The organism is Parasegetibacter sp. NRK P23, from assembly GCF_023721715.1.
Taxonomy (GTDB): Bacteria; Bacteroidota; Bacteroidia; order Chitinophagales; family Chitinophagaceae; genus Parasegetibacter.
The window spans coordinates 3,763,516-3,776,320 of sequence record NZ_JAMDLG010000001.1; the positions used below are offsets into that span (position 1 = coordinate 3,763,516).

Annotated in this window: 8 protein-coding genes; 2 read left to right on the forward strand and 6 right to left on the reverse strand. The window is 51.0% G+C overall.

Translation table 11 applies throughout. The features are described from left to right. Nucleotides 1-15: 15 nt before the first annotated feature. From M4J38_RS15280 to rhaT, 4 genes are all read right to left on the reverse strand, one after another. Complete coding sequence (locus M4J38_RS15280) at nt 16-1,290, reverse strand: TIM barrel protein (protein WP_251760628.1); 1,275 nt, start codon at nt 1,288-1,290, stop codon at nt 16-18. A gap of 9 nt (nt 1,291-1,299) precedes the next feature. Then, a complete protein-coding gene (gene rhaM / locus M4J38_RS15285; protein ID WP_251760630.1) occupies nt 1,300-1,614 on the reverse strand; it encodes an L-rhamnose mutarotase in 315 nt (104 codons plus the stop codon). A gap of 304 nt (nt 1,615-1,918) precedes the next feature. After that, nucleotides 1,919-4,039 (reverse strand): bifunctional aldolase/short-chain dehydrogenase, encoded by a 2,121-nt coding sequence (locus M4J38_RS15290; RefSeq protein ID WP_251760632.1) that lies wholly within the window; start codon nt 4,037-4,039, stop codon nt 1,919-1,921. A gap of 28 nt (nt 4,040-4,067) precedes the next feature. Then, the gene (gene rhaT / locus M4J38_RS15295) at nt 4,068-5,141 is read right to left on the reverse strand and encodes an L-rhamnose/proton symporter RhaT (protein WP_251760634.1); all 1,074 of its coding nucleotides are present in this window, start codon (nt 5,139-5,141) and stop codon (nt 4,068-4,070) included. 153 nt (nt 5,142-5,294) lie between these two features. On the opposite strand from rhaT, the gene M4J38_RS15300 reads away from it, so the two are divergent. Both M4J38_RS15300 and M4J38_RS15305 read left to right on the forward strand, forming a co-directional pair. Further along, the gene (locus M4J38_RS15300) at nt 5,295-6,326 is read left to right on the forward strand and encodes a GntR family transcriptional regulator (RefSeq protein ID WP_251760635.1); all 1,032 of its coding nucleotides are present in this window, start codon (nt 5,295-5,297) and stop codon (nt 6,324-6,326) included. A gap of 74 nt (nt 6,327-6,400) precedes the next feature. Then, nucleotides 6,401-7,732: a glycoside hydrolase family 105 protein gene (locus M4J38_RS15305; protein WP_251760637.1), complete on the forward strand. Its 1,332-nt coding sequence runs from the start codon at nt 6,401-6,403 to the stop codon at nt 7,730-7,732. A 101-nt stretch (nt 7,733-7,833) separates the two neighbouring features. On the opposite strand, the gene M4J38_RS15310 is transcribed toward M4J38_RS15305, so the two are convergent. Together M4J38_RS15310 and M4J38_RS15315 are read right to left on the reverse strand one after the other, a co-directional pair. Further along, entirely contained in the window at nt 7,834-9,582 is a 1,749-nt protein-coding gene (locus M4J38_RS15310; protein WP_251760638.1) for a RagB/SusD family protein, read from the reverse strand. Nucleotides 9,583-9,613: 31 nt separating this feature from the next. Next, the gene (locus M4J38_RS15315) at nt 9,614-12,796 is read right to left on the reverse strand and encodes a SusC/RagA family TonB-linked outer membrane protein (protein ID WP_251760639.1); all 3,183 of its coding nucleotides are present in this window, start codon (nt 12,794-12,796) and stop codon (nt 9,614-9,616) included. Nucleotides 12,797-12,805: the final 9 nt, after the last annotated feature.

A 12,805-nucleotide genomic window follows, 5' to 3' on the forward strand; every position in this document is an offset into this window, starting at 1 on the left:
GCGTCTTTGCGTGACCTACAACCCGGTTGAAACAGCTTTCTGACCACGATTCTTTATGAGTTCTTCCCGCACCTTCAGTTCACGGAACAATTTCAGGGGTTGCAACGCGGCGCCGGAACGAAGCCTGGCCTCAGCTACCAACGGACGCACATCGGTTCTGTAAGCGCCCTGCAATATTTCCTGGGCCAGCACCACATCATTGTTTTCCTGTGCCTGCTTCAGTGCGGCATTGTCTACCAGTAATGCCTGTGCGTAAGCGATCTGGATGGCTTCCACCGACTGCAGCAGGTCTTCCAGGGGATCCTTCACATTGTGGGAGGCATCTATCATCCAGGCGAGATCGGTGGCGTGGTTCATACCACGGGCATCCATGCCTTCCACGAGCTCCTTGAAAATGAGGAAGAGCTGGTAGGGGTTGATGCTTCCAACGGTAAGGTCATCATCGCCGTATTTAGAATCGTTGAAGTGGAACCCGCCAAGTTTGCCTTCCATCAGCAACAAAGCAACGATCTGCTCAATGTTGGCATTGGGGAGGTGGTGGCCCAGGTCAACAAGGGTATAAGCCTGCGGACCAAGTTTCTGTGCGTACAATAAAGACTGTCCCCAATCGCCTACGGTCATGGAGTAGAAATTCGGTTCGAAGGCTTTGTATTCCACGAACATTTTCCAGTTGGCGGGGAGTGCAGCGTAAATTTCTTTCAACCCTTCCAAAGTACGTTCGTACGCCTGGCGGAAGTTGAGTTGACCGGGGAAGCAGGACCCATCGGAGAGCCATACGGTGAGGGAATCGGAACCCAGTTCCACCCCATGTTTAATCACTTCAATATTGTGTTCGATGGCCTGTTGGCGCACGGCTTTGTCTACGTGTTGCAGTGAACCGAATTTGTAGCTCAGTTCCTGTGTGGGCTGGTCCTGGAATGTGTTTGAATTTACGGCATCGAAGCGCAGGCCTTTTTGTGCGGCCAGTGCGCGGATGTGTTGCGCATTCTCGGGGATATCCCAGGGAATATGCAGGGATATCGCGCCACTGGAGCGGTTCAATTGCTGTAACAGTCCTACATCTTCAATTTTTTCTTCGAGGTTACGGGGTTCGCCTCCGCCGGAGAATCTTCCGAAGCGGGTGCCGCCTGTGCCCAATGCCCAACTGGGGATGGCCACCTGGAAATCGACCAGCTTTTTCAGGATATCCTCTTTATTTACGAGGTCTGCTGAAACATGGTCGAAGCCTCTTTTATGGGCCTTCAGTTCCGCATCGTTGTGGGCATCCAGTTGGTATTGTTGAATTTGCATGGTAAAGAATTAAGCGAGGTGAAAAACTTGTTTTAAGGTAATGCTTACCGGCGAATTATCGGGGTTGGAGGCCATGATATCTTTCATGTACGCCCACCATTTTTTCATCACCGGCTGCTCCGGGAGACGATCTACCGCATCCTGGTCGGCCACGAGCATGGTGGCGAAGAGGATATTCGTTTCTTCATCCAGGAAGATGGAATAGTCGGATATGCCGGCCTGCTTCAGGAGGTCCTGAAGTTCGGACCATATTTCATCGTGGCGTTTTTTGTAGGCTGCTTCATTGCCGGGATGAAGGAGCATTTTAAAGGCAACTCGTTTCATTATTTTCATTTCTCGCAACGGCGCAACGACGCAACGAAGCAAGGTTTATAACATTCATTTTTTATTTCATTCATAAACGTACGAAGCATTTATGCTGAGTTCATTCCTGGCGCATCTAAACTCAGTGGCCAATATATCAGGAAGTGGCGGAAACATCCAACCAGGAACATACAGCACGTTCTAACGTTGCGCCGTAGCGCCGTTGCGAGAACCATCCCTCTCCCTGCGAGACTGCGAGAAATGTAGCAACTGGAAGCAGTGCGTAGCACAAAGCAATTGCGTGGAATCTCTTACGCGTGAACCTCTACCGCACAAACGCCGTTGAAACCCCGCCATCCACATTCAGGACGTTCCCGGTAGATTTATTCAGCATCCCGCCCACGAACACAAAACATGCCGCAGCGATATCTTCCGGAAGAATAATCTCGTTCAGCAAGGTGCGCTTTGCATAGTACGCGGGCAATTCAGCTACGGTAACGCCATACGCCTTGGCGCGCCCTTCGGCCCATCCGCTTTCCCATATCTTACTATCGGAAATTACGGCATCAGGGTTCACCACGTTCACACGGATCTGGTCTTTGCCGAGTTCAGCGGCGTTCAGTCTGCTCAGGTGGAGCTGTGCCGATTTCGCGGAGCCATAACCTGCGTTGTTGGGACCAGACATAAGCGCGTTCTTACTTACGATGTTCAGTACATCACCGCCAAAGCCCTGTTTGCGCATGATCTCCACACCGGCCTGTGTTACGAAGAACTGGCCCTTCACCAGTACATCATAGAGCAGGTCCCAGTCTTTTTCGGTATGCTCTTCGATGGGTTTGGAGATCGAAAGTCCGGCGCAGTTCACGATGATATCCGCTCCGCCGAAGGCGAGGGCCGCCACGTGGAAGGCGCTGGAAATATCGGATGATTTGGTTACATCGAGGAGTGCGGTTGCGAACACATCATTACCATATTGCTGCTGGAACTCCGTTTTGGCAGATTCCAGCCGGGCCGCGTCATTGTCGTTCACTACCACGCAGGCGCCTTCGTCGGCAAAACGTTTGGCGATGGCCTTACCTATACCTCCGGCGCTGCCAGTTACCAGGGCCACTCTTCCTGAGAGCGCCTTTGGCTTAGGCATACGTTGCAGTTTCGCTTCTTCCAGCAGCCAGTATTCGATGTTGAACGCTTCCTGGCGGGGAAGGGAAGTGTAGGAAGAAATGGCTTCCGCTCCACGCATTACGTTGATGGCGTTGATATAAAATTCAGCGGCTACGCGCGCTGTTTGTTTGTCTTTCGCGAAGGTGAACATGCCCACGCCGGGGTACAGCAATACCACGGGGTTGGCATCGCGGATGGCCGGACTGTTCGGGTGTTTACAGGTTTCGTAGTACTCGGTGTACATTTTCCGGTATGCTTCAAACTGGCCGGAAAGTTTTGCTTTGATGGCGCTGTAATCATCCAGGTTTTCATCCGGGGCGAGGTTCAGCACGAGCGGACTGATTTTCGTGCGGAGGAAGTGATCGGGACAACTGGTACCCAGGGGCGCAAGCCTGTCGAGGTCATTCGAATTGATGAACTGGAGCACGCGGTCGTCATCGGTGAAGTGACCGATCATTTTTATTTGTGAAGAGCAGAGTCCGCGCAGTACGGGCGCGAGTTTCGCTGCCTGTGCAAGGCGTTGTTCCTTCTCGAGTGAAGTAATCTTCTGACCGCCGAAGTCTTCGCCTTTTTTAGCGCGGGCATCTTCAATATACTGCGCGCAGCGTTCCACCACTTCAAGGGTGTTCAGGTAACTTTCATAAGCGGTATCGCCCCAGGTGAAAAGCCCATGGGAACCGAGCATGATGCCGCGGATACCGGGGTTTTCGTCAAGGCATTGCTTCAGTTGAAGCCCCAGGTCGAAACCAGGTTTCTGCCATTCCACCCAGCCGACGCTTCCGTTGAAGAGCTCCTGTGTGATCTTTTTACCGTCTTTCGCCGCTGCAATGGCAATAGCAGCGTCGGGGTGCAGGTGGTCGATGTGTTTGAACGGAAGAAAGCCGTGCAACGGCGTATCGATGGAAGGCGCTTTGGAAGCCAGATCATAGATGCAGTGGTTGAACAATTCCACCATTTCATCTTCATGTTCAATGCCGCGGTAGATGTTTTTCAGACTGCACAGGCGGTCCACATACAGCGCCGCCAGACCACTTTTTTTGAGTGTGCCGATATCGCCGCCGCTTCCCTTCACCCACATCACTTCGGTTTCGGTTCCGGTTAAGGGATCTTTGGCCATGGCCTTGCAGGAGGTGTTGCCCCCGCCATAATTGGTAAGGCGCAGATCGGCGCCGAGCAGATTGGACCTGTATATGAGAAGCGCTACTTCATCACCGGCCATTTCGGCCGCCTTCGCTTCGTCCCATAAGTAGCTTACATGTTTGAATGTTGCAGTGGTAGTAGACATGTTGTGCAGTTTTAACTGAAAGAAAATTTTATGGTTTTAATGAGTTCCCGTAACCTACCAGGATCACGGATGCTATAATGGTAATGATGCCCAGTATCACCAGGTTTTTCGTTTTTGTGCTTACGCCTTTCCATTCCTTCAATATCAATCCCCACGCATTCGCGACCAGGATGATGAAGGCCATGTGCAGGATCCAGGAACTGGGACCGTTGCCCATTTTACTTTCTCCCATTCCGTAGAAAAAGAACTGTAAGAACCAGGTGGTTCCCGCCAGCGCACAAAATATAAGGTTGGCGAGGCGGGGCACATTTTTATTGGAATAATCACCAAAAGTTTTGTTGCGGGCATTGAGCATCAGGCACCAGATGAAGTTCGTGGTCAATCCACCCCAAAGTACCACCACATACGTCACATTGTTCTGGTACAGGAATTCGCCTTCTCCCGGATGTGCGGCTTTCCAGATGTTGTTCGCTACTTCTGCGAGCGGCTTCCCCGCTTCCAGCCCGAAATTGAAACAGGCGCTGAGAATCCCCGATACGATGGCCACGGTTAATCCGAGGCCGAATTTATATTCGGCGGAAATGCCTTCTCCCTGTGGTATCTCTTTCTCTTTTCTGGTTCCGGCTTTGCCGCACAGTACGATCCCAAGGATACACACGGCCAGCCCGGCCAGCACGGTAAGCCCCCAGTTCGTGCCTGTCAGCATCCCGATGGTATCTTTTCCTTCAGATGGATTGAACTGGTAATAAACGGATGGGATCAGCGCCCCGAACACCATACACAGGCCGAGAATAATGCTGCTTCCCAGCGACACCCCAAGGTACCGCACGCCCAACCCGTAGGTAAGTCCGCCAATACCCCAGAGCACCCCGAAAAGATAGGCCAGCCCCAGCGTGCCGCCATCCGCTTCCGCGATGATCTCCGTAAAATTTGGAATGGTGAGCCAGGCCGCCAGAGGAGGCACCACCAGCCAGGAGAAGATACCCCCCACCAGCCAATAGGTTTCCCAGGCCCAGCCTTTTACTTTCTTATAAGGAATATAAAAACTACCGGAAGCAAAACCACCAATGAAATGAAAAATTACACCAAGGATTACAGCCATGCAAATGAGATTTTCTATATAGCAATCAAGTCGTTACAAGGGCATAAAGTTAGCAGAATCCGGTTCCGGGCCATCATGCACCATCATGCCTGTTGACGGGGAAAAATCCGTAGATTTGGAAACCATTATGAACAGAAGCCCGATAATTTACGGATGAAACAACCCCCGATCTTCGAATACCTGCAAATCGATTATTATTCCGCCACGCCCAAGTACCTGCAACTGGCCAATTCGATCATCCGTGCCATCAACGAAGGCAAACTGAAAAAGAACGATACCCTTCCTTCCATCAACGAACTGAGTTTCGAATTCGAGATATCCAGGGATACCGCGGAAAAAGGCTACAAACACCTGAAGAACATTGGTGTGCTGGGCTCCGTGCCCGGGAAAGGATATTTCGTGAAGAACGCGGAGCTGAACCAGACCCTCAAGATATTCCTGCTGTTCAATAAACTCAGTCCGCACAAAAAGATCATCTACGACGCCCTGGCCAACACACTGGGCGATATGGCCGCCATCGACTTCTACATCTACAACAACGATTTCGCGCTGTTCAAAAAGCTGATCGAAAATCCGAAGGAAGATTATACGCACTATGTCATCATCCCCCACTTCATGGACGGTGGCGAGAACGCCGTGGATGTGATCAATACCATCCCGAAAGAAAGGCTGATCCTGCTCGATAAACTGATTCCCGGCGTTACCGGCAATTTCGGCGCGGTGTATGAGAGCTTCGAGAAAGACATCTACCATTCGCTGGAACAGGCGTTGGAACCGCTCGCCAAGTACCATACCATCAAAATCATCTTCCCGGAATATACTTACTACCCCCAGGAAATCTTAAAAGGTTTCTCCCGCTTCTGCCACCAGTACGCGTTCAACTATAAAGTGGTACACGATATTTCCATTGAACCCATCAAGGAAGGCGAAGTGTTCATCAACCTGATGGACAACGACCTGGTAACGCTGATCGAAAAGATTCTCGTCACCAAACTCCGGGTAGGCAAGCACGTGGGCGTGATCTCGTACAACGAAACGCCGTTGAAAAAAATTATCCTGAACGGCATCACCACCATCTCCACCGATTTTCAACTGATGGGAGAAAAAACCGCCGAGCTGATCCTGAACCAGTCTTCGGAACATGTTCCCATTCCTTTCCACCTTACGCAACGGGCCTCTTTGTAAGCACTGGAAGGTTCAGGACGGAGAACGCGTTCCATTCCGCTATCTTCCCCTTTCATCAAAATGATCATTGCCAGATGAAATTGCCATTATTGATTGCCGCCGCTTCTTTCGCGGCCAACGGGTACGCGCAGGTGAAAATGAACGATGTGAATACCCCGCTGCATGCCATGAAACCTGATTACGTTACGCCTTATGGTGCGCCGCACCAGGATTCCGTGAAAGCCGTTTTAAATAGGGTGTACACTTACCTCAACCAGGTAACGCCCGCCGAATGGATCAACAAACACACCAAAGCTTCCGTTGCAACGAACGCCATTGATACTCAAACGATCTTCAAACCGGGCGATTTCCGGCTCACCAGTTATGAATGGGGCGTAACTTACAGTGGTATGTTGCGCGCGGGAGAAACCACCGGCGATGCACGTTACACAGATTATGTGCAGCAACGCCTCCGCTTCCTGGCCGATGGGATGCCTGCTTTCAAACGCCTTTACCAGCAATATCCCAAACAGCCCAATGCCATGCGCTCCGTGATTGACCCACATGCACTGGACGATGCAGGCGCCCTTTGCGCGGCCATCGCAAAGCTGATCGCAAAAGGCGACCAGCCCAACCTTCGTCCGCTGGCAGATAATTTCATTCAATACATATCTTCCAAAGAATTCCGTCTGCCCGACGGCACTTTGGCCAGGAACCGTCCGCAGCCCAACACGCTCTGGCTCGACGACCTGTACATGAGCATCCCGGCGCTGGCGCAGATGGGTAAACTCACGGGCAACGGCCAATATTTTGATGATGCGGTAGCGCAGATCGAATTATTTGGCAAACGCATGTTTGTTGCGGAGCAAAAACTTTTCATGCACGGCTGGGTGGAGGAAATGCAGGTGCACCCAACTTTCCATTGGGCCAGGGCCAACGGCTGGGCCATCATGGCCATGGCGGAATTGCTGGAAGTGTTGCCTGCAAGTCATCCCGGTAGGAACAAAGTATTGCAGTTGTTCCGTATCCACGCGGAAGGCATTTTGGCCATGCAGGATGGCACGGGCTTCTGGCACCAACTCCTGGACCGCAACGATTCTTACCTCGAAACCTCCGCCACCGCCATCTACGCCTATTGTTTCGCCCGCGGCATCACCAAAGGATGGCTCGATAAAAAAGCTTTTGCCCCGGCAACATTATTGGCCTGGAACGCCGTTTCCACCAAGGTGAACGGGAAGGGTCAGGTAGAAGGAACCTGCGTGGGAACCGGCATGGCGTTCGATGCGGCATTTTATTATTACCGTCCGGTAAATGTGTACGCCGCACATGGCTATGGACCGGTGTTGCTGGCTGGCGCGGAAGTGCTGGAATTACTGAAGACAAATAAATTCGAGATCAACGACAGTTCTTTGCAGTTGGTAGATTGAGGGATTCTCTATCAGCAGCAAAGAAGAAGTTTTTGAAAAGAATAAGCCCTCGCCAGGAATGGCGGGGGCTTGCGATTGTATTGCTCATTGTAAAGAGACTTTTACCATTTAAACGGCAGGTACCAGTTCTCAGGATTCATCAGTTTGGTTCTTACCGCCGCAGCTGCAGGATTACCTTCTTTCTGAAGTTTGTCGTAAATCTTATCAGCCAGGTATGCCGGATCGTTTCTTCTTAAGGCCACCCTCACCAGGTCGGGCCAACGGGTACCTTCATAGGCGTTTTCCAATGCTGTTTCATGGATCAGTCCATTCTCGATGGCGACCAGACTATCGGAAGCGGGCACTTCAAGCGAAACAAGATTGGCCCTTGCCCTTACGCCGATATTGCGGTACCAGTCTGCGCGATAATAAGGCACGCCACTGGATCCGCTGTTGCGTGCATCGAAGTTAAAAGGCGGCGCTTCCCACAATGTATTTTGATAATCCGTAACGGTAGACGATGGTGCCGGATACGCTCCCGCGATGCCCGAGTTAAAAAAGCCCCACGCGAGACGGTGCTTCCCGGCGCGGTTGGCGGCTTCCGCAAAGCGCATATGCAGGTGCGTTTGCCGGAACAGGAACCATTTTCCGTTTTTGGTAAGCGCGGCAAACGGGTTATTGTTCGTGTAGTTCAGGTAGTTGTAGAGGTATTTCATAACCACGGGCTTGCCGCCAATTTCCCGCCAGGTAAGTAATCCTCTGGCATCGTAAGGTATCCCTGGAGTTCCCTGTGCAGGGCGCTGCTGTTCGTTGTTCCATTTGTCCATTGCTTCCCTGGAGGGCTTTACGAGGTAGCTTCCGCCGATAGGCGAGAACAATTTGATGAAGGGATTCTCTGGTTTGAACTTACTGTCGAAAGGCATGGCCCATACCCATTCCCAGTTGAAGCCGTCGGAGTTCATGGGTTGCTCGAACATGATCCTCCACTGAGAATTGGTCACCAGTGTGCTGGCATCACCCGCACGGGAATAGCTGATGTAATGGTCCTTATCGCCATTACTGTCCCATCCCAGTTTGTAAAAAGCGAAATAAGATCCGTTGATGGCCCCCTGCGTGCCGGTTTCCATTACTTCCCGGTACCAGGTAGCAGCCTGTACATAATTGCCTTTCCAAAGGTGAAGGTCGCCAAGAATGACTTTTTTATTGATAAAGAATTTCTGGGTAGGGTATCCGTCTACGGTAATGTTCAGGGTTGTGCCTGTGGGATACTGGTTTTTGAAGGGCAGCGCTTCTGTAAAGTTGATCAGACTGTCAAGCAATACATTGAACGGCAGCCTTGGGAACTTATTGGGGTCCTGGATAGCGGAGATATTCACCAGCGGGTCGGTAACATAAGGAACCGCCCCGAAGTGGATGCCCAGTTGCAGGTATAAAAAAGAACGCATGGCGCCAACATCGGAGTACCGCTGCTGGTATTCCGCTTCTTTCATTTTGTTTTCAGCGCGCATGATGTTGAAGTTCCTGAGTACATCGTTACAATTAACGATCAGCTCATAGAAGGGGCGCGGGCTGGCATAAGGGTTATCGGCACTCACGTTGTGGGTGCTGAGCTGGCGCAGGTCCTCGTTGGCGTTGTCGGTATATTCGAGCAGGTCGGCCCGGAGTTCGTTCAGCAGCACATACCTTTCCGCCATGCCCATGAATTTACCATAGATGCCAATAATCGCGGCGTCGGCATCATAAACATTCCTGTACATCTGAGACGCGTCCAGCTCATCCTGCGGCAACTCTTCGAGTGCCTTACTGCAAGAAAGGGTACTCATTGCCGTTGCGGCCACAATCATCCAATGCTTTATCGAAAACTTTTTCATATTGCTGAAAGATTACTTCGTTAATAGATGCTTACAAACCAATTCTTACCCCCAGGGTAACACTCCGGAACTGGGGGTCGAGTCCTGTATCAATTCCCTGCGCGAAAACACTTGGGCTGGCGCTGAACTCGGGGTCGTATCCTTTGTATTTCGTAAGGGTGAACAGGTTGCTACCGATCGCATAAATACTGGCATTGGTAATGAACCCTTCCCTCAACGGGATATTGTACTGAACAGAGAGCGACCTGAGGCGGAAATAAGATCCATCTTCGATCCATCTGTTGCTAAACCTGTTGTTGCCCATGGGATCGTTAAATGAAGCTTTGGGCATATTGGTCACCTGTCCATCGGCGCGCCATCTGTTGTTTACGCTGATCAACTGGTTTTCCAAACCGCTCATTGATTCGAGGCGGTAACGGAGGTAATTGAAAACATCGTTGCCCTGGCTGAACGTAAACAGCGCGTTCAATTCAAATCTTTTCCAGCTTACGCGGCTGGTAATTCCGCCGGTAAAATCTGGATTGGGGTTGCCTATCACCTGTTGATCGGCCATATTGATGGTATCGTTATTGTCGAGATCAGCGAAGCGGATATCGCCACCCATAAACCTGCTGTAAGAACCATCTTCATTCTTTTTTACCAGTCCGGCAGCGGCTGCTTCCGCATCAGAAGAAAATACGCCTGTTGAGGTGTACCCATAGAATTGGTTCGCGGCAGCACCTTCACGGGTAAGGATGGTTGCACCGGCATAGGTAGTGGTAAAGCTGCCTCCGGGCAGTTCCATGATTTTATTCCGGTAGGTTCCTATATTCACGCCCAGGTCCCACTTAACTGTGGCGCTGTTTACTACGCGTACATTCAGTGCGGCGTCTATGCCTGTGTTTTTCATTTTGCCTTCATTGGTGAGCATCTGGGTAAAACCGGTTGGGGTATCCAGGTCTTTATATACCAACATATTATCCGTGGTATTCTGGTATGCGTCAAGGCTCAGACTTACCCTTTCGTTCCAAAAAGCCAGGTCAACGCCGAGGTTCAGCTTTTTATTGGTTTCCCATTGCAGTGTTGGGTTGGCGATCCCTTTCCGAACAAGCCCCTGCACGCCTAAAAGGTTTTGGGAAACATAGGTTTGGCGCGCGCTGTAATTTCCGATATCATCGTTCCCGGCCATGCTGAACCCTGCGCGTAACCTGAGGACATCCAGGGAAGAATTCGCCATAAAGCTTTCGGAAGAAAGCAGCCATGCGGCGCCCAGGGACGGCATTACCGCAAAGCGGGAATTGTACAGCCCGATTCCTCCGGGGGCTTCTTTTCCGAACCTTGAAGATCCGTCAACAGCCATGTTGAAAGAAAGGAACAACTTGTTCCTGAAACCATAATCGGTTCCGAAGTAATAGTTGATCCAGTTCCAGTTTCCGATGCCGCCGCCTACCTGGCGGAGTGCGCTTACACCATTCTGAACACTAACAAGTTCATCGGTGGCGGAGTTAAAGCCCAGTGCGAAATCCTGTTCCGCTTCATTTTTCTGGTAGCGCATCCCTATTCTGGAAGCGATGCTGTGGATGAAACCATAATTTCTTTTGTATTCAATCCGGGTATCGTTATAAACGGAATACAATCTTTTCACCTGAGTACCGAGCCTGTTGGTAACCACGGCATTGCTCAGGGAGTCTTTTGCTATGCCGCTTTGCGGTACGAAAATATTTTCACGCACCTTATCATAGTTGATCCCGAACATGGTGGCTGCGCTGAAATAGTCGTTGATGGCATACCTGAAACCGAACGATCCGAAGAAGCGGTAGTATTTATTGTATGCCTGCATTTGCCTGATCACGGTGGATGGGTTTCCGATGCCGAGCGAATCAAGTCCTGCAAGGTTTGGCGATTCGATGCCTTCATCATTCACTTCTCTTTCCGCCATGAAAGGCGATTTTACGAGGGAAAGAAAAACGGGTGAGGTTTTGTCGGCGATGCCCTGATCCTTTAAATTCTGTTCGTTGTAAGCGAAGGACAGGTTGGCCATGCCCGTGAATTTTTTTGAAAAGTTGAACTCCGCGTTAAACCGGGTGCTGTAACGCGTAAGGTCGGTATTGCTCACCACACCTTCCGATTTCATATACCCCATACTTAACCCGTAGGTGGCAATGTTGTCGCCTCCGGTTACTTTCAGGAAAACGTTTTGTGAGGCGCTGGCTTTAAGCACCTTGTCCTGCCAGTTTGTATTGTAGTGATATCTTGCGTAATCGGGGTTTTGCGGATCATCATTCATATAAGGAAGGGCGGCTATTTCGCCTGAAGACAGCCCTTTACCCTGCAGCATTTCGCTGAGCAATATCCTGAAATCCCCGGCGCCCATTACCGGCAACGCTTTGGGGGCGCTGTTGATACCGGTAAAAATCCCGAAGTCAATTTTGGTGGCCTGCTGTTGCGCCCTTGCGGTGGTTATGATGATTGCTCCGTTGGCGCCTTTTGTGCCGTAGATGCTGGATGCGTCTCTCAGAACGGTGATGTTATCTATATCTTTTACATCTATCAGGGCCAGCGGGTTCGTGTAATTGTTGGCGATGATGCTTTCTCCATAATCATTTGCATCGAATATCATATTATCGACTATAATCAGGGGCTTATTTGTACCGTAGAGCGAGTTGTATCCGCGCAAAAAAAGGTTTGCGCCGGCACCAGGTGTACCTGAGCGCCGGATAGCGTTCAATCCGGGAATACGGCCTTGTAACATTGCGTCCGCCACTTCTCCCGGCTGGGTCCAGCCTGCCTTTACATTGTATTGCGCTGCCGATACCGTTGTTTGCAAATTGGGCGCTGTGCCAAACGGTGTAACAACGGATTCATGCAGGGAGGGATGTTCATCGTCCATCAGCGCCACCTCAACCGTGTTCCTTCCTTTCAGTGCCACCCTCCTGGTTTCAAACCCTTCGCCACTCACCAATAACTCCGCACCATACGATGGTACCCTGAGCCTGAATTTACCGTTATCCCCCGTAATGGTGGCTGAAAACTCCGGAACCTGAACCCTGATGGAAGGCAGGCCCTTTCCTGTGACCGCATCGGTAATGGTTCCTGAAATTTCCACGCCCCGGGTTTGCGCAGCGGTAGTGTCGCTATAGCGCTGCTGCTGTTGTTGCGCCGCGGCATTGGCCACAGCCAGCGCCATGACTGAAACAGTGATCGCTTTCGTAATATTTCTTCTTAATATAAGCATCGTGTTAGT